This is a genomic window from Bartonella sp. MU37NMGALS (genome assembly GCF_042194015.1).
In the GTDB taxonomy this organism is placed as follows: domain Bacteria; phylum Pseudomonadota; class Alphaproteobacteria; order Rhizobiales; family Rhizobiaceae; genus Bartonella; species Bartonella grahamii.
This window is the reverse complement of sequence record NZ_JBHIML010000008.1, coordinates 43,696-66,603: the sequence shown is the minus strand read 5'-3', so window position 1 is coordinate 66,603 and position 22,908 is coordinate 43,696. Positions and strand designations below refer to the sequence as shown.

General features: G+C 37.3%; 20 protein-coding genes. 16 read left to right on the top strand and 4 right to left on the bottom strand.

The window, feature by feature from the left end:
* Window positions 1-321: 321 nt before the first annotated feature.
* The 3 genes from ACFIJP_RS06030 (at window position 322) to ACFIJP_RS06020 (ending at window position 3,344) form a co-directional block, all read left to right on the top strand.
* Window positions 322-708: a MerR family DNA-binding transcriptional regulator gene (locus ACFIJP_RS06030; protein ID WP_375626282.1), complete on the top strand. Its 387-nt coding sequence runs from the start codon at window positions 322-324 to the stop codon at window positions 706-708.
* Window positions 709-917: 209 nt separating this feature from the next.
* A complete protein-coding gene (locus tag ACFIJP_RS06025; protein ID WP_375626280.1) occupies window positions 918-1,607 on the top strand; it encodes a nitroreductase in 690 nt (229 codons plus the stop codon).
* Window positions 1,608-1,952: 345 nt separating this feature from the next.
* Entirely contained in the window at window positions 1,953-3,344 is a 1,392-nt protein-coding gene (locus ACFIJP_RS06020; RefSeq protein WP_375626279.1) for an L-serine ammonia-lyase, read from the top strand.
* 1,743 nt (window positions 3,345-5,087) lie between these two features.
* Here ACFIJP_RS06020 and ACFIJP_RS06015 read toward each other — a convergent pair.
* Together ACFIJP_RS06015 and ACFIJP_RS06010 are read right to left on the bottom strand one after the other, a co-directional pair.
* Window positions 5,088-5,366, bottom strand: coding sequence for a hypothetical protein (locus ACFIJP_RS06015; RefSeq protein WP_375626277.1), 279 nt, complete (start codon window positions 5,364-5,366; stop codon window positions 5,088-5,090).
* A gap of 32 nt (window positions 5,367-5,398) precedes the next feature.
* Window positions 5,399-6,748, bottom strand: coding sequence for a D-alanyl-D-alanine carboxypeptidase (locus ACFIJP_RS06010; RefSeq protein WP_375626275.1), 1,350 nt, complete (start codon window positions 6,746-6,748; stop codon window positions 5,399-5,401).
* A 233-nt stretch (window positions 6,749-6,981) separates the two neighbouring features.
* On the opposite strand from ACFIJP_RS06010, the gene clpS reads away from it, so the two are divergent.
* Both clpS and clpA read left to right on the top strand, forming a co-directional pair.
* Window positions 6,982-7,353, top strand: coding sequence for an ATP-dependent Clp protease adapter ClpS (gene clpS / locus ACFIJP_RS06005; protein WP_375626273.1), 372 nt, complete (start codon window positions 6,982-6,984; stop codon window positions 7,351-7,353).
* A gap of 6 nt (window positions 7,354-7,359) precedes the next feature.
* Complete coding sequence (clpA, locus tag ACFIJP_RS06000) at window positions 7,360-9,711, top strand: ATP-dependent Clp protease ATP-binding subunit ClpA (RefSeq protein ID WP_375626271.1); 2,352 nt, start codon at window positions 7,360-7,362, stop codon at window positions 9,709-9,711.
* Window positions 9,712-9,718: 7 nt separating this feature from the next.
* Here clpA and ACFIJP_RS05995 read toward each other — a convergent pair whose 3' ends face one another.
* On the bottom strand, window positions 9,719-10,141 hold the full coding sequence (locus ACFIJP_RS05995) for an HIT family protein (protein WP_375626270.1): 423 nt from the start codon (window positions 10,139-10,141) through the stop codon (window positions 9,719-9,721).
* Window positions 10,142-10,274: 133 nt separating this feature from the next.
* On the bottom strand, window positions 10,275-10,736 hold the full coding sequence (locus tag ACFIJP_RS05990) for a RidA family protein (RefSeq protein ID WP_375626268.1): 462 nt from the start codon (window positions 10,734-10,736) through the stop codon (window positions 10,275-10,277).
* A 145-nt stretch (window positions 10,737-10,881) separates the two neighbouring features.
* Between ACFIJP_RS05990 and ACFIJP_RS05985 the strand changes: the two genes are divergently transcribed.
* The 11 genes from ACFIJP_RS05985 (at window position 10,882) to lpxA (ending at window position 22,907) form a co-directional block, all read left to right on the top strand.
* Window positions 10,882-11,718, top strand: coding sequence for a cell envelope integrity EipB family protein (locus ACFIJP_RS05985; protein WP_273788136.1), 837 nt, complete (start codon window positions 10,882-10,884; stop codon window positions 11,716-11,718).
* A 167-nt stretch (window positions 11,719-11,885) separates the two neighbouring features.
* Window positions 11,886-12,665: a 30S ribosomal protein S2 gene (gene rpsB, locus ACFIJP_RS05980; RefSeq protein ID WP_375626266.1), complete on the top strand. Its 780-nt coding sequence runs from the start codon at window positions 11,886-11,888 to the stop codon at window positions 12,663-12,665.
* Between the two features lie 101 nt (window positions 12,666-12,766).
* The gene (tsf, locus tag ACFIJP_RS05975; RefSeq protein WP_375626265.1) at window positions 12,767-13,690 is read left to right on the top strand and encodes a translation elongation factor Ts; all 924 of its coding nucleotides are present in this window, start codon (window positions 12,767-12,769) and stop codon (window positions 13,688-13,690) included.
* A 158-nt stretch (window positions 13,691-13,848) separates the two neighbouring features.
* Window positions 13,849-14,568 carry a UMP kinase gene (pyrH, locus tag ACFIJP_RS05970; RefSeq protein ID WP_012755043.1) on the top strand — a complete coding sequence of 240 codons (720 nt, stop codon included), beginning with the start codon at window positions 13,849-13,851 and terminating at the stop codon, window positions 14,566-14,568.
* Between the two features lie 37 nt (window positions 14,569-14,605).
* Window positions 14,606-15,166 carry a ribosome recycling factor gene (gene frr, locus ACFIJP_RS05965; protein ID WP_375626264.1) on the top strand — a complete coding sequence of 187 codons (561 nt, stop codon included), beginning with the start codon at window positions 14,606-14,608 and terminating at the stop codon, window positions 15,164-15,166.
* Window positions 15,167-15,897: 731 nt separating this feature from the next.
* Window positions 15,898-16,713 carry a phosphatidate cytidylyltransferase gene (locus ACFIJP_RS05960; protein WP_375626262.1) on the top strand — a complete coding sequence of 272 codons (816 nt, stop codon included), beginning with the start codon at window positions 15,898-15,900 and terminating at the stop codon, window positions 16,711-16,713.
* A 15-nt stretch (window positions 16,714-16,728) separates the two neighbouring features.
* Entirely contained in the window at window positions 16,729-17,877 is a 1,149-nt protein-coding gene (locus ACFIJP_RS05955; RefSeq protein ID WP_375626261.1) for an RIP metalloprotease, read from the top strand.
* Between the two features lie 203 nt (window positions 17,878-18,080).
* Window positions 18,081-20,477 (top strand): outer membrane protein assembly factor BamA, encoded by a 2,397-nt coding sequence (gene bamA, locus ACFIJP_RS05950; protein WP_375626260.1) that lies wholly within the window; start codon window positions 18,081-18,083, stop codon window positions 20,475-20,477.
* A gap of 65 nt (window positions 20,478-20,542) precedes the next feature.
* The gene (lpxD, locus tag ACFIJP_RS05945; RefSeq protein ID WP_375626258.1) at window positions 20,543-21,589 is read left to right on the top strand and encodes a UDP-3-O-(3-hydroxymyristoyl)glucosamine N-acyltransferase; all 1,047 of its coding nucleotides are present in this window, start codon (window positions 20,543-20,545) and stop codon (window positions 21,587-21,589) included.
* Window position 21,590: 1 nt separating this feature from the next.
* Window positions 21,591-22,058, top strand: coding sequence for a 3-hydroxyacyl-ACP dehydratase FabZ (fabZ, locus tag ACFIJP_RS05940; RefSeq protein WP_375626256.1), 468 nt, complete (start codon window positions 21,591-21,593; stop codon window positions 22,056-22,058).
* A 24-nt stretch (window positions 22,059-22,082) separates the two neighbouring features.
* The gene (gene lpxA, locus ACFIJP_RS05935) at window positions 22,083-22,907 is read left to right on the top strand and encodes an acyl-ACP--UDP-N-acetylglucosamine O-acyltransferase (protein WP_375626255.1); all 825 of its coding nucleotides are present in this window, start codon (window positions 22,083-22,085) and stop codon (window positions 22,905-22,907) included.
* Window position 22,908: the final 1 nt, after the last annotated feature.

Below are 22,908 nucleotides of genomic sequence, written 5' to 3'. Positions count from 1 at the left end.
GTAATTATTTGAAACTCAAAAGCCATGTTCAAGGAAAATAGTTGATTATCTACAAATAAAATAATGATTGATTTTGAATTTTAGGAAAATTGTTGATTGATATCTTCTATAAAGATTTTAAAGGACTTATAATGAAAGATCGATAGTCTTTTCTGTAATCTAAAAAATAATTGATCCTCTACTATACAATACTTGTATGACAAGAATGTATCTTCTTCTAAATTAGAATGTAGGAGAGTAGAGATTACGTTACTCACTAAGTATTATAAAAAATAGACATATTTCTTATCACAATGTGATCTATGAAGACAGAATGAAAAAATGTACGAATATTATTCAATTGGAAAATTAACACGTGAGTTTTCAATAACAGCTCGGACTTTGCGTTATTATGAAGAAGAGGGGCTTCTTATTCCTTTTCGGCGTGGAAATACACGGCTTTATACACAAACGGATCGTCATAAGTTAAAACAAATACTGCGTGCTAAAAGAGTTAAATTTTCGTTGTCTGAAATATCTGATATGTTGACAATGGTTGAAAAACCACCTGATGATGAGAAAAAGCTTAAGAAGTTAATTGCAGGAATTCATAAAAAACGAGCTGATTTAAAGCAGATGCAGCATGATATTGATGATCTTCTACAGGATTTGGAACGAATTGAGGAGAGTTTTTTTGAGAGCTTAGCGGAGTTGGGGGTTAATCATTGATTATAAAATTTATTTCATCTGCTTTTAGACAATTTTCTTTCTATTAAAAGAGATAGGTTATACTATCTCTAAGGGGAATCTTTAACACTACGTGAAATGTGTGAATTATTTAAAGAAATAGAGTGTTCGAAAAAAGCTACGAAGGTATTTTCGCAGTATATTGTCCTTGATAAGCAAAAAAATTATTTTTCATAAAGAAAGTAAAAACAATGGCAGTTTCTCCTATGAGTGTTTTTCAATCTATTTTGTCACGAAAGTCAATTCGCGCTTTTACTGATCAGCCAGTTAGTTTGGAAACAATCAAAGAAATCTTAAAACTTGCAGCACGTGCACCATCTGGAACAAATATTCAGCCATGGCAAGTGATTGTGCTTACAGGAAGTGTATTACAGAAAGTAGGGCAAGAGCTTTCACAACTTGTTCTTTCAGGTGTAAAAGGAGAGCGTGAATATAGTTATTATCCACATCAGTGGCGTGAGCCTTATATTTCAAGACGTCGAAAAGTTGGTTTGGATCTTTATCAGAGTCTTGGAATTCAAAAAGGTGATGAAGAAAAAATACTTCATCAAAAGGCGCGAAATTTTTTATTTTTTGATGCACCTGTAGGACTCTTATTTACAATGGATCACGACATGGAAATGGGGAGTTGGCTTGATTTGGGTATGTTTATGCAGACCATTATGTTAGCTGCACGTGGATTTGGATTAGATACCTGCCCTCAAGCTGCTTTTGCTGATTATCATAAACAGATTCGCACGCTTTTATCTATTCCTTCGGATCGCCATATTATCTGTGGTATGGCACTTGGTTATCGCGATATGAGTGCTCCAGAAAACAATTTTGAGACAGAACGAGAATCGTTAGAAAACTTTGTACGTTTCATTGAAACATACCCATAAAATATTTTATATAATTAAGCATACGTTTTGAAGAACTTGGTGCATTATGAAAAATATTTCCGATAAGAATTTCGCATCCTTATTGAATTTTAATATTGCGTATTAACACTTATTTTACTAAATTTGAAACATTAAGAGCGGTGACTCTAGGGGCATTGTCCGTTTTTTGAAGGTTGGCTTAATGGAAAACACTATAGAGAGAAAGTGTTGGGTGGTAGCAAGACGAGCTACATTCGTGTTTATTGCTGTCATTTTTTTAGTTTATCTCGCAATTTGATTTTAAACGGGACAAACGTTATGAAAAATCATATATGCTCAAGCTGTACTATAGTTTTGAGGTGATGCGTGTTTCTATCTGTTTTTGAACTTTTTAAAATTGGGATTGGTCCTTCTAGCTCACATACGATGGGGCCGATGACAGCTGCTAATATGTTTTTACAAAAGATAGGAGATTTTTCTCAGTCATCTGATATCCAAGTTTCTCGTATACGTGTTTATCTTTATGGTTCTTTGGCTTTCACGGGTATTGGTCATGCAACAGATAGGGCTATCATATTAGGACTTTTAGGAGAAAAAGCTTCTACTGTTGATCCTGATAGCATGGGGGGGTTGTTAGAAAAAGTTATACGTGAAAAAAAAGTGCAACCAGAAGGCCATCCCGCTTATCAGTTTGATGTGGAGCATGATCTTATTTTTGAACGAAAGCAAATCCTCCCTGGACATACAAATGGACTGGCCTTTGAAGGACTTAATACTGATGGGAATGTTCTGTTACGGCAGATTTATTATTCTATCGGTGGTGGCTTTGTTGTGACTGAGGATGAATTAAGCCATATAAATGATAATATACAACCAGAAGCATTTGAGGTGCCATATCCATTTGATTCTGCTTGTACAATGTTATCAATGGCAGAAAAATCAGGACTTTCAATTGCTGAAATGAAGCGCTTAAATGAAGAAATAAAGATAGAGCGTTCTTCTCTTGATACAGGGCTTGATGAAATTTTTTCAGCGATGACAAATTGCATTGATAGAGGTCTTTCACAAGAAGGTGAGTTGCCTGGTGGATTGCGTGTTCTAAGGCGTGCTAAAAAGCTGCATGAAACGCTTTTGAAAAATCAAAAGAAAAATCACAATTATCCACTTTGGGCAAATGATTGGCTTTCGGTATATGCCATAGCAGTCAATGAGGAAAATGCAGCAGGTGGTCGTGTTGTTACAGCCCCAACAAATGGGGCAGCCGGTGTTATCCCAGCAGTTTTGCGTTATTATCTTCAATTTAATGATGATTCAGATCGAGAGGGAATACATAATTTTCTATTAACGGCAGCAGCTATAGGCGGTGTTATCAAACATAATGCCTCTATTTCTGGTGCAGAAGTTGGGTGTCAAGGTGAAGTTGGAACGGCATCTTCAATGGCCGCAGCAGGGTTGACCGCAGCGTTAGGTGGAACACCAGCTCAAATTGAAAATGCGGCAGAAATTGCGCTTGAACATCATTTGGGAATGACATGTGATCCTGTTGCAGGTCTTGTACAAGTTCCTTGTATTGAGCGTAATGCAATGGGAGCTGTTAAGGCGGTAACGGCTTCTTCTCTTGCGTTATATGGTAATGGAGATCATTTTGTTTCTCTTGATGCTTGTATAGAAACAATGCGCCAGACTGGTCATGATATGAGTGAACGCTATAAAGAGACAAGTAAAGGTGGTCTTGCAGTTAATACAATATCTTGTTAGGAGCTGGAGCATCTTTCAATCCATAACTGGACTTTTTGGAGGGGGATCGTATTTCCTGATAAAGCTTGTGCTTTTTGTTACTTATAAATTAAAATTCCACTTTAATGCAGCAGCAGCTTGAAATAAATTCGAGATGATTCAGTGTTTTCTTAACGAATAATAGCTTCGGCATGAAGGCTTGGAGGGAGAGTATTGTTAGTATCTATCTGATTTGTATCTAAAATGGGAAAAAGCCTAATTTAGAAAAAGTAAAAAAGCGTAAAGTAAAATTAGTGATCAATCTGCCATTATTTTTTAGCTGGGTTTTATGGCTTTTTAAAGTTTCCATAGCCATATCTTTTAAGTAATGGAAGATTATGCCTGAGTATCCAAGGAAAATTTGTTTTAAATCTGAATAATTATGATGAGGAGAGAGAATTTTAAAGATTTTAATTTTTTGGAAGTAAAGATTTTTGGGTACCTAGTATGGTAAAAAATACCTTAAAAAGAAATGCTAATTTACAGTAATTAAGAGATATATTGGGAATATATTTTTTATTTATAAATTCTGTACCGTCAAAAAAACTAAAATAAATAATAACGTATACATTAAAAATATTTATCAAAATTCTCATGAGAATAGAATGCATGCGATAGAACATTATCCTGTTACTCATTCATGAGTTTGTTTTAAAAAAATATCTCTCAACGCTCTCAAACTCATTTTGCGATGGTATCTGTGAATGTATAATGGTAGATTCATTGAGCACCACGATCTTTATGCTTAATAAAAAGAGTGCGCTGGCACGATTACACACTTTACCAGCCCCCCCCTGTATGGGGACCAAAGCCCTTGGTATTTGAAACGGTTCATTATAGGCATTTTGAGTTTTTTTGTACGGTTTCACACCACACACTAATCTCGCTCATAACATGCAAGAGAACAGTTTTGATTGATTCAACATAAACAAATTTCAAATGAGAGAATCTTACGATATTCGAGATTCTCATCTAACATGAAAAATAATGAACTATCTTTATAAATCAGTATCTTGGATATGAATAGTATAATGTAAGTTTCCCATGAATGGTATAAAATCTATAGAGCATTAGCATCTTTATTTATAGAGGGAGAAAAGCAGCACTATCATCCTTTTTTTTAATAGTTTAATGCCAATCTTGCTCGTGATGAGCAAGCGAACGATTTTGACTGATTCAATATAAGAAGAAAAATAAGAGAATTTTACAAAAACCTCTTATTCAATATGCAAAAAATAAATTATAAATTAAAATCTTATGGAAATCGTTAACATGATATTTAATCTGATAATTTCTTTTACGTTTTTTCATCGATAGTATTTGTATTTTCCAGTTTGCTTTGTCTGTCGAAAGAAATAAAAGTAAGAGGAGTTAGATTATTTTTTACAGCGTTTATGTTGTAGGGGGGAGCGTTATTAAGAGGGACTTCCTTTATTAAACTTTTACAACAACTCCTAAAATGATAAGCTTTTATCCAATAAAGCTATTTATTTTTTCCAAAAAGATATCAAGGATAATTTTTATATTAAATCCAAAAGTGGAAAAATATTGGGTGTTTTTTATGTCCTTAATAATGGTTTTATTGAAAGCTTGGAGGTACTGGATAGTTGGAAAAGCTTTCAGCACAATTCCATAATTTAAGAAAAAAGTATCTTTATCAAAGGGGGGCTAAGGCTGTAGATAATGGTTAATAATAAAATAATTTTTTAGAGATGGTCTGTAAAATTAAATATTTGTTGCTCCTAGACGGATTTTAATAGGCACATTACCAGTTTGGCTAGCAACGCGTAAATGAATGCGTACAGGAGGCATTATGAGACGACGGTTGCGTATTGTTTGGCAAATGAGAAGGTTAACAAGAGATTGTGTATCTAATGCAGTCGAATTATATTTTAAACCAGTAAGTTTTGCAGCAGCATCGTGAAGAGAACGCAATGAAAGGAGGGACGATTGCTTCAATAAAATTTCTTTTTTATGGAATGAAGCAAAAGCATTATCTGTCATAATACTATCCTTAACGCAGAATTCAAAAATTTTTAGTAGGCTACAGTATAGCAGTTAAAATTTGCTTTCTTTAATGTAGAGCAAGCATCAAATGCAGCTTTTTTTGATTGAAACCCTGTAAAGCGCGCTCGATAATAACGCTGCCCACTTTTTTCAAAAAGTTGCATGTGCGAAGATGCGTGCTTTAAAGTAGAAAAAGCTATATTTTTTGCTTTTAAAAGTAAAGTTTTTGCTTGTTCTTCACTAGGAAGAGAACCAATTTGGATAGCCCATCCGGCATTTGTGGACAAAGAGGCTGTTACAATTTTATGAGTCTCAACCGGTATAGTTTTTTGAGGGTTTGGTATTGGTATAATTACTTTATTTACAGCCGTTATTGCGATATTGGAGTTTTTAGGTTGTTCTGCAAATGCTGTCAACATAGTCGAAATTTCATCGTCAAAATTACTTGAATCAGCTTTAATGGTTGGTATAGGAGTATTGGCACCAGTCGGTAAGTGATAGCGTACAGAAGCCATTAAACGTTCACCACTTTTCATTTGGCTTGCTTTGGGCAAATATTGGTTCAATAGGCTAGCCATATGCTCGTCACGTGCAGTAGACGATTTACCTCCCAGAACAACAGCGACAACAGAGCGCCCATCGAGACGCATTGAAGTTGCTAAATTAGAACCTGACATTTGTGTGTACCCTGTTTTAATTCCATCGACACCTTTCATTATTTTAACGAGTTTATTGTGGCTGTTAATTTTATGTCCACGGAAATTAAAACTTTTTGTTTTGAACAATTTATATTGTTTTGGAAAATGTTTACGTAAAGCTAATGACAAAGTCGCTATATCTCGTGCTGTAGAATAATTGTGCACATCCGGAAGCCCTGAAGCATTCGCGAAATGTGTATGTTTCATGCCAAGTTTACGAGCTTTTACTGTCATCATTTGAGCGAATTTTTTTTCACTACCTCCAAGATATTCTGCAATGGCAGCAGCAACATCATTTGCGGATCTTGTAATGAGTGCTTTAGCTGCTGATTCTGCAGAAATTGTTTGGCCTGCTTTAAAGCCAATTTTTGTCGGTGGACGCATTGCTGCATAATGTGAAACAGGAATTGGTGTATTTGGTGTCACACGACGCATCTGCATAGCTTCAAAGAGTAAGTACAATGTCATCATCTTTGTTAAAGAAGCAGGATAACGTTTCAGTGTTGCATTGGCTTGAAATAGAGTTTTTCCCGTAGTAGCATCTATAACAATAGCCGCATACTTATCAGGATAGGCTCCTTGAGGTGTGGCTGATGCCCAACAGTAAGAAAAAGCTAACACAACAAAAGAAATTGCTATTGTTTTACAGTAGCGCATAATTTTTTGATAATTAATATACACTTGCAGTATCCTATTTCTCCATTTATCCTAAAAAACTTCTATAAAGCTTCCTTTTCTGTAATTTGTTGATGCAGTTTAGACGAATGGTATTACTAATTTGTTTACAGAAGTTATTTTATAAGTGAGTGATTGAAGTCTAACCATAGAGGGAATCTTTTTCTAACACATACAGGTATTGCAATAATTATGAAAGAATTTAAAATTGATAAAAATGTGCTGCATGGAAAACGATAATGGGACGGATGCTTATAATAAACTCTATAGCTCATATTATGCATAATGAAAAGGGCAAGAATTGGGATGAAATTAGGCATGGTGCGGTTATAACGCTTAAGGCTAGAGCAAAACTCGAAAAACCTAAATTATGTCGAGTTTTTTTGCTTAATGATGATTACACACCTATGGATTTTGTTGTTTTCGTTTTGAAGAGCTTTTTTAAAAAAAGTTTCGAAGAGGCAACGCGAATAATGTTAAATGTTCATCACAGTGGGATAGGAGAATGTGGAACTTATACTTATGAAGTCGCTGAAATGAAAATATTACAAGTGAGGGAATGTGCGCGTCAAAATGAACATCCGTTACAATGTGTAATGGAATGGAAGTGAGGAATTATGCCATCTTTTACACCTAGTCTTGAAGAGGTTTTGCATCGTGCATTAACAATTGCTACTCAGGCACAGCATGAATACGCAACATTAGAGCATCTTCTACTTGCGCTGTTAGATGATGCTGATGCAAATTCCGTTATTCAGGCTTGCCAAGTAGATGTGGAGGAATTACGAGAGCGCTTAACCAATTATCTTCGCTCAGAGTTAGATGAACATATTAGAGCTGATGAGGATACTAAGCCTACAGCTTTTTTCCAGCGTGTTATCCAACGTGCGGTGATTCATGCACAATCAGCTGGAAAAGATGAAGTATCGGGGGCAAATGTTCTTGTTGCAATTTTTTCTGAACGTGAAAGCCATGCAGCATATTTTCTTCAAGAAATGGGCATGACACGCTATGATGCTGTACGTTTTATTTCGCATGGTATCACGCGTGATGATGGGTTATCCATGTTACTTGAAGGACTTGAAGAGCAATTAGATCAGCAGATTTCGGATAATGATGAAAGAGGAACAAGTGCTTTAACGAATTATTGTGTTGATCTCAATTGTAAAGCACTTAATGGAAAAATTGATTTATTAATTGGCCGTGAAATAGAAATTTCACGCATGATTCAGATTTTATGTCGAAGGTCAAAAAACAATCCGCTTTTGGTTGGTGATCCTGGAGTGGGGAAAACCGCTATAATTGAGGGATTGGCAAAGCGCATTGTTGATGCGCAAGTGCCTGAAGTTTTATCAAATGCAACAATATTTTCTCTTGATATGGGGGGGCTTGTTGCTGGTACACGTTATCGCGGTGATTTTGAAGAACGCTTAAAGCAAGTTATTAAAGAGTTTGAGCTGTATCCAGATGCTATTTTATTTATTGATGAAATTCATACCTTAATTGGAGCAGGAGCGACATTAGGGGGAAATATGGATGCAGCAAATCTTTTAAAACCTGTATTATCTTCTGGAACTATGCGATGTATTGGTTCGACGACTTACAGAGAATATCGCAAATTCTTTGAACAAGATCGTGCTTTAGAGCGTCGTTTTCAGAAGATTGATATTAATGAACCTTCTGTTACAGATGCGATTAAGATTTTGCAGGGGATGAAGCCTTACTTTGAAGATTTTCATCAGATTAAATATACAGATCAGGCGATGAAGGCATCTGTAGAATTATCTTCACGTTATATAATTGACCGTAGGTTACCTGACAAAGCAATTGATATTATTGATGAAAGTGGCGCAGCGCAAAAGCTTTTGCCACAAAAACAACGCAAGAAGAGTATAGGTGTTAAAGAAATTGAGGCTACTGTTGCTACAATTGCAAGAATTCCACCAAAAACAGTTTCTCGGAATGATCAGAAGATATTGAGTAAGCTTGAAAGAGAACTCAAACATGTTGTTTATGGGCAAGATCAGGCAATTTCCGTCTTAGTTTCATCCATAAAATTGGCGCGAGCAGGTTTACGCGAACCGGATAAACCAATAGGAAGTTATTTATTTTCAGGACCAACAGGTGTAGGAAAAACTGAAGTTGCAAAACAGCTTGCATCATCTTTAGGCATTGAATTATTGCGTTTTGATATGTCAGAATATATGGAACGGCATACGGTAGCACGTTTAATCGGAGCTCCTCCAGGTTATATAGGGTTTGATCAAGGAGGTCTTCTTACAGATGCTGTTGATCAGAAGCCTCACGCAGTCCTATTGCTAGATGAGATTGAGAAAGCACATCCAGAGTTATTTAATATTTTATTGCAGGTAATGGATTATGGTAGATTAACAGATCATAATGGTAAGAAAATTGATTTCCGCAATGTTATTTTGATTATGACAACCAATGCTGGTGCTTCAGATATGGCAAAATCAGCTATTGGATTTGGGAAGGTACATCGTGATGGTGAGGATATAGAAGCAATCAATCGGTTATTTACACCAGAGTTTCGTAATCGGTTAGATGCAATTATTCCGTTTGCACCTTTATCTCATTTAATCATCAATCAGATAGTGCAAAAATTTATTTTTCAGCTTGAAGCACAATTAGCTGATCGGGGAATTTGTTTTGAATTAAGCCCTTCTGCAACTTTATGGCTTTCCAATCAAGGATATGATTCTCAGATGGGAGCACGCCCATTAGGGCGTGTTATACAAGAATATATTAAAAAGCCATTAGCTGATGAAATTTTATTTGGAAAGTTACGCAACGGTGGCATTGTTCGCGTATTGACACAAAAATCAAATTGCAGAAAAGAAAGCTTACAGTTGGAAATTTCATCTTCCGATATATCTGCAAGTTCAAAGAAAAGTAAAATGGAAAATTTTACAAAAAAACGTGTAGGAAAAAAAAGCACAACAACTTAAGAGTGTGTTATAAGGCTGCACGGATTTTTTTTGCATTCTCTTCAAGTATTTCTGTAGGCGTTATCATATTATTATGAGGGGTAAGTTCTATTCCCTCCATACGTGGTATAATATGAAAATGGAGGTGATAAACGGTTTGTTGACTAGCTGATTCATTAAATTGCATGACAGTTATGCCATCTGCTTGAAAGGCTTTTTTGACGGCATTTGCAATTTTTTGAACAGCTTTAATAACGGGAAATAATGTTTCAGTATCCGCATCAAGTAAGTTTCTAGAGCCTTTTTTAGGAATGACCAGCGTATGACCTGGTGCCTGTGGCATGATATCCATAAATCCAATAACATCATCATCTTCGTAGACACGAACAGAAGGGATTTCATTGCGAATCAATTTAGCAAAAATATTGTTATTGTCATAAGCTTGTTTCATACAAATATTTCCTTTTATTATAAGTTTAAGATTTTAATTAAAAACGAAAAAATGCAAAGTTTATCAGAGTGTAAGACAAAGAAGTATTTTGACTTTAGTTATATTTAGGATGGGGCTCTGTCTTAATGAAGGCTTAGATTTCTATGATGGCTTCAACTTCTACAGGAACATCCATAGGAAGAGAGGCAACACCAATAGCAGAACGGGCGTGTTTTCCAATGTCACCAAGAATATTGACAAATAAATTAGAAGCTCCATTGGCAACAAAAGGAATATCGGTAAAATGAGAATCTACAGCCACAAAAACAGTAATTTTTACCACACGTTTTATTTTATTTAAGTCACCTAGAGTTGCCTTGAGTTGAGCGAGAATATTGAGAGCGCAAGCTTCGGATGCTTTTTGGGCTTGTTCGGTATTCACAGTTGCACCAACTTTACCGATGGCTATTGGTTTTCCATTAATAAGAGGGAGTTGTCCAGAAATAAAGAGTTGATTGCCACTTTGTGAAGTGGTGATGTAATTGGCAAGGGGGGAGATTACTTCAGGAAGAGTGATTCCGAATTCCTCTAAGTTTTTTTCAATCATATTGGTCATAATTTAAACTCCATAGCTGCTCTATAATACATTCATTGTATAATCTATTTTTTGATTTAAGGAAATGTGTGGTTAATTGAGAAATTAGCCTTTTTTGCCTTATTGTATGATGTTATGCAACGGGGATAAAGTTTGGAATTTGGGAATGATTAGATCATTATTTATAATAATTTTATATATTGTTTTTTTATGTACAGCGAGAGCTGAAGAGCCTATTTTTATTGTGCCTCATCGAGCAATTTATGATTTTCATCTCGATAGCGTTTCTCATGACATGACAATTTCTGCGATGTCAGGGCGAATGGTTTACGAGCTTACTGGTTCGGCATGCCAAGGCTATAGCACACGTTTTCGTTTTATTAGTCGTGTTCACATTGAAGATATGCCGGTACGTTTAACGGATCAACAGACGACGAGTTATGAAACAGGAGACAGCCGTACATTTCGTTTTAATATTACAGATCAAGAGGGAGAAGAGGTTGCGCATCGTGCTGAGGGGGTCGCGGAGCGTACTCAAGATGGTATTACAGTTACCTTAAAAAAGCCAAAGGAAAAAGAGTATAAGCTTGCAATGGCTGAATTTCCAATGATGCAACTAAAAAATATTATCCGCCATGCAAAAGCAGGGCATCATTTTTACAATGTTACTGTATTTGATGGGACAAATAAAGCAGATAAAGTTATAAAAGAAAGTATCGTCATAGGGGAAAAGAAGGCGCTTTTATCTGATAGCGAAACGGAAAAAGTGAGAAAATTGGATGAAGACGAATATTGGCCTGTTACAATTTCTTATTTTGATGATGGAGAAAATAAAGATGGTTTGCCGGTTTATCGTAGCAGTTTTCTCTTACATGAGAATGGTATCATGCGTGATCTTCATATAGATTATGGAACTTTTTCAGTGCGTGCAAAATTGAACAGTCTCGAATTCTTGGAACTTGGAAAAGATCTTAATCAATGTGAAAATGCAAATATTAAATGATTAAAGAAAATGACTTGAAAAAGAATCAAATATTAGTATGTTTGCACTATTCCACACGCGGAGTTTGGGTGTTTGCAAATAATTTGTGAGAAAATTCTAGCAAGCATCCGCCGGTAGTAGGTTTTCCTGCTTTTTCCGCGGAGGTTGAACCGGAAAGGATAAGATTTATGGCACTACCCGATTTTACTATGCACCAGCTTTTAGAAGCAGGTGTGCATTTTGGTCACCAGACTCATCGTTGGAATCCCAAAATGACTCCCTATATCTATGGTCAGCGTAATAATATCCATATTATTGACCTTGCTCAGACCGTTCCGCTTTTACACCAAGCGCTTAAACTTGTTTCAGATACTGTTGCGCGTGGTGGTCGTATTCTCTTTGTTGGTACGAAAAGGCAAGCATCTGACATTATCGCTGATGCGGCGAATCGTTCTGCCCAGTATTACGTTAATGCACGTTGGCTTGGTGGCATGCTCACAAACTGGAAAACGATTTCCAATTCGATACATCGTTTGCGAAAGCTTGACAAAATTCTTGCTGCTGAGGCGCAAGGTTTTACCAAAAAAGAACGTTTAAATCTTGAACGTGATCGTGAAAAGCTTAATCGTGCGCTTGGTGGTATTAAAGATATGGGATCTGTTCCAGATCTTATATTTGTCATCGATACGAATAAAGAAAATATTGCCCTTCAAGAAGCAAAACGTTTAGGTATTCCAGTGATTGCTATTATTGATACCAATTGCGATCCTGATGACGTAACGCATCCGATACCAGGTAATGATGATGCTTCGCGTGCAATTTCTCTTTATTGCGATCTTTTTGCTCGTGCTGCCCTTGATGGTATTGCACGCCAGCAAGGAGCAATGGGTATTGATTTGGGAGCTCAAGTTGATGCGCCTGTGGAGCCTATTTTGAAAGAAAATGCGGTTTCAGAAGTTTCTGAATAATATAAAACGCCTAATTAAGGTACTTTTATTGTCTAAAGAAGAAGTTATAGGCGTGCAGAGGGGGGGGCACGCTTTCACTATTACAAAATAAAGAGGCAAATATGAGCATTACTGCTGCACAAGTAAAAGAACTTCGAGAACTATCTGGCGCTGGTATGATGGACTGTAAAGCCGCTCTAGCTGAAACCAGTGGTGATATGGAAGCTGCTGTTGATTGGCTTCGTAAAAAAGGAATAGCTAAAGCAGATAAAAAGGCTGGTCGTACAGCGGCTGAAGGATTAATCGGAGTCGTATCAAAAGATTTAAATGCGGTTTTGGTTGAGGTTAATTCTGAAACAGATTTTGTTGCACGCAATGCCGGATTCCAAGACATCGTGCGCAATATAGCAATTGCTGCTTTGGATACGCCAGGTGATGTTGAATCTGTTTCTGTTTCTCTTTATCCCGGTTCTGAGAAAACTGTAGAGCTTACGATTAAAGATGCAATTGGTACAATTGGCGAAAATATGACATTTCGTCGTTCCGCTAAATTGTCTGTTGAGAATGGTGTTGTTGCGACTTATATACACAATAGTGTAGCTGATGGTCTTGGTAAGCTTGGTGTTTTGGTTGCGATTGAAACAACAGGAAATAAAGAGGCTGCTCTTGCTTTTGGTCGGCAAGTTGCAATGCATATTGCGGCAACCAATCCCTTAGCACTTACAGCACAAGATGTTGATGCTGCTGCTGTTGAGCGTGAAAAAGCAGTTTTTTCAGATCAAGCACGTCAGTCTGGAAAGCCTGAAAATATCATTGAAAAAATGGTAGAAGGACGTATGCGTAAGTTTTTTGAAGAGGTTGTTTTGCTTTCTCAAGCTTTCGTTATGAATCCTGATATGACTGTTGAGGCAGCTTTAAAGGATGCTGAGAAATCAATTGGTGCACCAGCAAAAATTACAGGCTTTATTCGTTTTGCATTGGGTGAAGGTGTGGAAAAAGAGGAGTCTGATTTTGCTGCAGAGGTTGCTGCTGCTGTAAAAGGCTAGTTATTGCAAACTCTTGATTAGAGATTTAAAATCATATCGTTGGTTGTAGAATCTCTGGTGTGGGCAATGTAATTGTTGAGAGGGCGTCACGTGAAAAAAAGTGGTGCCCTTCGTGATGTCAAAAGCAAAAAGTAAATGTGCTTTTGGGGAGATTATTAATGGCATTAGCACTTCCGTATAAACGTATTCTTTTAAAAGCTTCTGGTGAAGCTCTTATGGGGGGGCAAAGTTTTGGCATTGATGTTTCTGTTGTAGATCGTATTGCCGCTGATATTGCAGAAGTGCGCACAATGGGGATAGAAGTTGCAGTTGTTATCGGTGGGGGAAATATTTTTCGTGGCGTTGCTGTTGCTTCACATGGTGGAGACCGAGTTACAGGGGATCATATGGGAATGCTTGCAACTGCTATCAACTCTTTAGCATTGCGAACATCTTTGACAAAATTAGGGGTTGAAACTGTTGTACTCTCTGCGATTGCTATGCCACAAATTTGTGAAAGTTTTTCGCAACGTAAAGCAATAGCTTATATGAATCAGGGAAAAGTTGTTATTTTTGCGGGCGGTACAGGAAATCCATTTTTTACCACTGATTCTGCTGCTACTTTGCGTGCAGCTGAGATTGGTGCGGATGTCCTTCTTAAAGGAACACAAGTTGATGGTATTTATTCAGCAGATCCAAAGATAGACCCTACGGCTAAACGTTTTGACCAATTAACACATGTTGAAGTGTTACAATGGGGATTATCTGTTATGGATTCAACGGCGGTTACTTTAGCACGTGAGAACAATGTACCGATTATTGTGTATTCCATTCATGAAAAGGGCGGTTTGGCTAAGGTCTTGAATGGAACAGGACGCTTTACAATAGTATCAGAATAAGGGTAAGCTTCAAAGGACAATTGAAGGAGACAGAAATATGAATGTTACATCAATTATAGATGATCTGAAACGTCGCATGGATGGTGCTATTACGGCTTTTAAACATGAATTAGGTGGTTTGCGGACTGGACGTGCATCGGCCAGTTTATTAGAGCCGTTGACCGTTGAATCTTATGGTTCTGTTGTGCACATAAATCAGGTTGCTAATATTTCTGTTCCCGAACCTCGGATGCTTTCTGTTTCTGTATGGGATAAAACGATGGTAGGAGCTGTAGAGCGCGCTATTCGCGATTCTGGTCTTGGTTTAAATCCCATAACTGATGGTACGAATTTACGTATTCCTTTGCCTGAGTTGAATGAAGAGCGCCGTAAAGAACTTGTAAAAATTGCACATCACTATGCAGAGCAAGCGCGTGTTGCTACACGTCATGTTCGTCGGGATGGTATGGACAATTTGAAAAAGTTAGAAAAAGATGGTGAAATTGGACAAGATGAAGCCCATAGTTTGTCTGAAAAAGTTCAAAAACTCACAGATGAAACGATTGCTGATATTGATAAAATTTTAGCCGTAAAAGAATCTGAAATTATGCACGTTTAAGACGATTTTGTTGTTAGAAAAGGATGTTTACTCCCAGCCTGTAAATTGTTTCTATAGATAAGGGAAGTGGTGTGCTCTGTGATAACAAGGTGTGATGCAGGAAGGTATTTTATCATTTTGATATGGGAGAGATTGATTTGAAAGGGCAGATGTTTTAATTTTTTAATCTGCGTGGTAAATCATGTCCTTTGCTGGAAGACGCTATTGAGCAGCATGGTGAGGGCTTTCAGTTTAGCATGTCTTTGTTAAACAGCATAATGAAAGCATTCTTAGAAATTATTTAAATATTCTAAGATGAGGGTTGGGGAAAGAATATAACACAAAAAAACAAGCCTAACCTTTCTCTTATTTTCCATTATAAAACATGTGAGTATAATCGATGAAGCAGATGCTATATGGTGTAATTCATTTTTTTACGACGAATATTTGATAGAGAAGTGTTTTTATATGAAACCTATATTAGTTAATTTATATGTGGATAGGTAGCTGCTTTTTCATTTTATATTTGAGAAAATATTAAAAAAATACTTTAGGATCAATCTTGACGGAGATTTTCGAAGCTGTTTTCATTGATTATTTGTCTTATAAGCGCTATCTTGGTAAACTGAATTGTTTATGATAAATTATAAGGGAAATTTATACAAGTATGAAATAAAAATATTGCGTAGGGAGGTTTTTCTTACGTCAATTTTAGAGCTTGTATTTTCTATTTTTATTGTTTGGATGTTGTTTTGTCTAATTTGGTTTATCGTGTTCTGACAGCTTTTGTGTTTGGTTTTATTGCATTGTATCTAACATGGTTGGGAGGGATCTCCTTTTTTTTATTTGTATGGTGTATTGGCGGTTTTGTTCTTTATGAGTGGATGAGTATTACTAAAGAGAAATGGTGTATTTTACAAAAAATATTAGCAAGTAGCTTTTATTTGATCTTTGGCTTTTTTTTAGTGTTGAGTGTATCTGCTTCATTGATTTTTTGTGTTTTAATCGTTTTGGCTGCGGTGTTGGCTATTATATCTATAAAAAAGAGTGGTTGGGTTTTTTGTGGTTTTTTATATGCATCTTTTCCTGTTGTTGCTTTATGCTTTCTACGGGATCATGAAATGTTGGGGTTCCAAGTTGTTATTTTCTTATTTACGATAGTGTGGGGAACAGATATTGGCGGGTATTTTATCGGACGTGCATTAGGGGGACCTAAATTAGCACCACAATTTTCTCCTAATAAAACATGGTCAGGAGCACTTGGTGGTACATTTGTCGGAGTTTTCGGTGGTATATGGGTTGCTTTTGGATTTTTTGATATAAATTTAGCAAGTTTTTTTGTGCCTCTCCTTACACTTGTTTTGTCAATTGTTTCACAATTGAGTGATTTAGGGCAATCATGGCTCAAAAGACGGTTTTCTGTTAAAGATTCTAGTTCTTTATTGCCTGGACATGGTGGTTTTATGGATCGTATAGATGGATTGGTAGGGGCAGCTTTTCTTCTTTATTTAATTGGTTCATTTATGTCTGATATGGATGCACCTTTTAATCTTTTTAGTATGATCTAATTGGGAGAAGGTAGTTTGGGACTTTTAAATTATATCGTCACTATGGGTGATTTTCTTTTAAGAAGTTTGAGTATTCTTTTCATCATTATGATTATCATTTTTGTGCACGAATTTGGGCATTATCTCATTGGTCGGTGGTGTGGTATTAGGGCGTTAGTTTTTTCGCTTGGATTTGGGCCAGAAATAGCGAGTTATACAGATAAGCATGGCACGAAGTGGCGTTTAGCGCTTATCCCCGTAGGAGGGTATGTAAAGTTTGTTGGGGATGAGGAAAAAAATGATACGGCATCATCCCAATCATCTCTGATTGTTGACGGTTCATTTGCTAGTGCGCATGCTTGGAAAAAAGCAGCAACTGTTTTTGCCGGTCCTTTTTTCAATGCCCTTTTTACTGTTGTTATTCTAACATTTTTTTTCTTTATCTATGGTCGTGTAGCCATTGAGCCCGTTATTGGTTCTTTGGTAAAAGATAGCCCTGCTCTTCAGTCCGGTTTGGAATTAGGTGATCGTTTTGTTGAAATGGATGGACGACGGGTTGAAAGTTTTGAAGATTTGATGAATTATGTGGCTTTTCACGGAAGAAAACCCATAGAGTTTAAAATAGAACGCATGGGGCGATTCTTTACAACGGTGATTACTCCGAAAATCGTTGAGCGAGATGATGGATTTGGTAATCGAACACGAAGTGCTATGATAGGTGTAGGTGTTCCTATTGATTTAAATAATCCTGCACATTTAGATCCAACTTATATAAAACATATTCGCTATGGTTTTGTAACAGCCGTAAGAGAAGCGTCAGACCGTACTGTGTTTATCGTCACTCAAACCGTTCTTTTTATGAGTCGTTTAATAGGAGGAAAAGAGGACCGTTGTCGGCTAAGTGGACCTTCTAAAACCGTTAAAATTGCTTGGAAAGTGAGCGAGACAGGTTTTGTCTCTTTGTTGAATTTAGCGGCTTTTCTTTCAATAAGTGTTGGGCTTATTAACCTTTTTCCGATTCTACCGCTTGATGGTGGGCATCTTTTATTGCATGTCATTGAGGTCATTACTGGGAGGGAAATATCTGCTAAAATCCAGGGAATTATTTTTCGTTTAGGTTTTTCCATTCTTCTCCTTTTTATGATCTTTGTCTTTTTTAATGATTATTTTTGTTGGTTTAGCTAATTAAATTATGGAAAACGCTTTATAAATTGAGTAATAATAGCGAAAACAAATTGAAGGTTGTTTACCATGTCTGCAAAATGTTGTGGCGTCGTACATTATAATGAGTAATTAAGGAATGAAAAGTCTCGCTGTAAAGAGGTTGTTATGGCAGTTAGCTTTTTAAGGCATCATGTCCAAGGAACAAGAGTAAGGTAAAAAAGCCAATGACTACAAATTCAAAGTTTTTAAATGCAGCATCTGTATTGGTGTTAAAAATGGGGATGATTGCCCCAGCAACGGTTTTTATGTCAATTGCTGCGGTTGGAGAAATACAAGCGTCTGTAGTCCGTTCTATTGAGGTTCGTGGGAATAAGTTTGTAAGTTCTCAGGCAATTCGAGACAATATCGGGATTAAGGCTGGACAAGGGGTTTCCAGTGCTGATGTTGATAATGCTGTGAAGAATCTTTTCGAATTGGGTTTATTTTATGATGTTAAAATAAATCCGGTAGGTGATAAATTGGTTGTATTCGTAAAAGAATATGAGGTTGTCAATCAGATATTGTTTCAGGGAAATAAATCTTTTAAAGATCCAGATCTTAAGCGGTTTATTTCTTTAAAACCGAATGAGCCTTTTAATTCTGCTAAGCTTTCTGCTGATATAAATACAATTCGTGAAGCTTATAAAACTCTTGGTCGTAATAATATCACTGTCAACGTTCAAACGATTAACCTTGGAAAAGGGCGAGTTAATGTAGTATTTAATGTTGTTGAAGGGCAAAAAACAAAGATTGGTGATATCACTTTTAAGGGGAATAGTGTCTTTGGAAGTCGCCGTTTGCGTGATGTGATTTCAACAAAAACTTCAGGAATTTTTTCGAAGTTGTTGGGAGGTGATGTTTACAGTGAAGAGCGTCTCGCTGCTGATGAAGAAGCTTTACGTCGCTTTTATTATAATCGTGGTTATGCAGATTTTCGTGTAGTCTCTTCTAAAGCGACTTTTGATGCAGCAAGCAATACATATAAAATTTCTTTCGTTCTTGATGAGGGGGTGCGCTATAAAATTAGTGATATTCAGGTTGAAAGTGATGTTGATGGAATTGACGTTCAATCTGTGAAAAGGGGGCTTAAAACCCAGCCAGGTGATGTTTATAGTGCAGAAGATATTGAACAGTCTGTTGCAATTATTAATAACAAGGTTGCTGATTCGGGATATGCTTTTGCTAAAGTTGAGCCGCGGGGAAATCGTAATTTAGCAAATCATACAATTTCAATTTTATATAATATTGAACAGGGTACACGTGCTTATATTCAGCGTATTGATATACGTGGCAATGAGAAAACGCGTGATTACGTCATTCGCCGTGAGATTGATTTAAACGAAGGGGATGCTTACAATCAAACTTTATTACAGCGGGCAAAACGTCGTCTAGAAAGTTTAGGTTTCTTCAAAGCTGTTAATATTTCAATGGTTCCCACAGATCAATCTGACCAAGTTATTTTGGTAATAGATGTCGTTGAAGCTTCAACAGGAGATCTCTCTCTTTCTGGAGGATATACAACAGGGGGAACAAGTCCTGGTATGTCACTTGAAGTTTCTGTTACTGAACGTAATCTTGGGGGACGTGGTCAATATGTTCGTTTAGGGTTGGGTGCAGGGCAAGAAAAATCTCGTAATTATAATTTATCATTTGTTGATCCTTATTTCTTAGGGTATCGTTTATCTGCTGGTGTTGATGTTTTTCGTAGTACTTATCGTGCTGATAAAGCTTATGATGTACGACAGACAGGTGGATCGCTGCGGTTTTCGTTACCTATTAATAATCAATTATCTGCTAATTTAGCTTATTCTTACGTGCAGGAAGAATATGATTTTGGCGGAGAGTATGATTTTGACAAAGAGAGTGACGTAATAGCATTATATGGGAAATATTCTGGTGCGATTGTTCAAGCTGCAAAACAAAGCCCTTGGAAACGTTCATCAATTAGTTATGGTTTCACCTATAATACGATTGATGATATGAGATCCCCCCATGATGGGTGGTACGTGCATCTTCTTCAGGAATATGCAGGGCTTGGTGGAAGTGCAAAGTTCTTGAAGACCACGGGTAAGGCGATGATGTACAAGACTCTTTCTGACCAGAAGGATATTGTTGGTTTGCTTTCCTTTGGGGGTGGTTATATCCACGGAATGGGTCGAGATGGTGTTCGTATTTTCGATATGTTTAAAGCGAATACTGATATGATTCGAGGGTTCAAATATAATGGAATAGGTCCGCGTCAGGTTTCCAGTAAGGGTGAGGTTTATTTCTTGGGGGGAACAACATATATGAATGCGACTGCTGAAGTACAGTTTCCTATCCCTGTTGTGCCTGAAGGGTTCGGGTTGCGCGGTGCTTTATTTGCGGATATTGCCACGCTTTATGGCAATAATTATAAAGCCGTTTTTAAGGGTGAACCGTCTGTTACCAATACCAAAAGTGCTTGGCGTTCATCTGCAGGTGTGAGTTTGATGTGGGATTCTCCGTTTGGTCCTTTGCGTTTTGATTATGCTTGGCCAATAACGAAGCAGGAAGGTGATCGTTTGCAACAATTGAATTTTGGTATTTCTACAAAGTTCTGATTTGAGCGATTTTAAGAAGGAAAAACTTGAAGAGAATAGCTTAAGCTGGGAGAGAAAGTGTTTTGATGGCGGATACATTTTTTTTTACGCCGTCCCGGCAATTGACAGTTGCAAATGTTGCTGAGTTGACGGGTGCAAAGCTTCTTAATCCAGAGTTTTCTCATAAAGTTATCAATACTCTTTCTTCACTTGAGAGTGCTGTGGAGGGTTCTCTTGTTTTTGTAGAGCATCGGAAGTTTTCTGATGCTTTACTGGACAGTTCCGCTGTTGCTGTTTTTTGTACGAATGAGATTGTTTTTAAAGTTCCCGAAACTATGGCAATTTTGGTAACATCCACACCACAGCGTGACTTTGCTCAGATTGGTCGTATTTTGTTTCCAGATTCTGTCAAGCCAATGCCTTGGTTGGGACCCAAGGGGATTTCATCGCATGCGCATATTCATCCAACGGCTAAGTTGGCACATGATGTGTGTATTGAAGCGGGAGCTGTTATTGGTAGAAATGTTGAGATTGGTGCAGGAACTCTTATTTCATCCACAGCTGTTATCGGTGAAAATTGCCGTATTGGATGTGACTGCTATATTGCTCCTAAGGTAACAGTTCAGTGTTCTATAATAGGTGATAAGGTTCAGCTTTATCCTGGTGTTTGCATTGGGCAAGATGGTTTTGGTTATATTGGGGGCGTTTCTGGAATCGAGAAAATTCCACAGCTTGGTCGCGTTATTATTGAGGATGGTGTAGAAGTTGGTGCGAACACGACAATTGATCGTGGGACATTTCAAGATACTGTTATTGGTGAAGGAAGCAAGATTGATAATCTTGTTCAAATTGCCCACAATGTAAAAATTGGCCGCTATTGTCTTATTGCCGCTCAATGTGGCATTGCGGGAAGTACATCGATAGGGGATATGTCTCAGCTTGGCGGAGGTGTCGGAGTAGCCGATCACATCATAATAGGTAAATGTGTTCAGATTGCTGCTCGTAGTGGTGTTATGAATGACATTCCGGATGGCGAAAAATGGGGAGGTAGTCCAGCACGACCATTTAAACAATGGTTTCGTGAAGTAGCGACGTTGCGCAGTATGGGAAAAGTTAAAAAGGAGAAACGCTGATATGATCAGCAGTGAAAAGACTAAAAACTTAGAGGCTGTCGATATTGAAAAACTATTATCAATATTGCCGCACCGTTATCCATTTTTATTAATCGATCGTATAGTTGATATTGATGGTGAACAAGGAGCTATTGGTATTAAAAATATAACGATTAATGAGCCGCATTTTACGGGACATTTTCCCGCGAAGCCTGTTATGCCTGGAGTTTTGATTTTAGAAGCTATGGCACAAACGGCAGGAGCAATAGCACTTTTAAATTTAGGCAATAAGCAAACAAATTTAGTTTACCTTATGACAGTTGATAATGCGAAATTTCGTAAGCCGGTTATGCCTGGTGATCAACTCAAGATTCATGTTCAGCTTTTGAAAAAAAGGTCTGGTATGAGACGTTTTTCGTGCGTTGCAAAAGTAGAAGATGTCCGCGTCGCTGAAGCAGAAATTGCTGCGATGATTGTCGAAGAAGAATAAAAGATATTTGATGGGAATTTAAAAATGTCCGGTACGAAAATCCATCCAACTGCTCTTGTGGAGAAAGGAGCGCAGCTTGGTGAGAATGTACAAGTTGGACCGTTTTGTCATATTAGTTCAGATGCTGTTATTGGTGATGGATGCAGTTTGATGAGTCATGTTGTGATAATGGGGAAGACAACGTTAGGAGCCAAGAGTAAAGTATTTTCTCATGCAGTTTTGGGAGCAGATCCGCAAAATAATAAACATAAGGGAGGGGCTACGACTCTTTCGATTGGTAAAAACTGCACGATTCGTGAAGGCGTAACAATGCATAGGGGTTCCGATTCGAGTGTAGGAATGACAGTGGTTGGTGATAATTGCCAATTTTTTTGTTATGCGCATATCGCTCATGATTGCCATGTAGGGAATCATGTAACATTCGCAAATAATGTGATGATAGCTGGCCATGTTATTATTGGTGATTATGTAATTATTGGTGGGGGTGCTGCTGTGCATCAATTTGTTCGTGTTGGGCATCATGCATTTATTGGTGGTGTATCAGCATTGGTTGGTGATCTCATTCCCTATGGAACAGCTGTTGGGGTACAGGCAAAACTTGCTGGACTCAATATTATTGGCATGAAGCGTGCGGGACTTGAGCGTCAAGATATTCATGCACTCCGTCATGCGGTTGCTATGCTTTTTGATCATAGCAAACCATTTAAAGAGCGTGTCAGTGATGTTGCTTCTTTCTATTCTTCTTCTCAGTCTGTTCTTGATATAGTTAATTTTATTAAGGAAGAAGGAAAACGTTTTTATTGTACACCAAAATTTGAAGGTGATAGAATAAAAGAACATAAGGATTAAA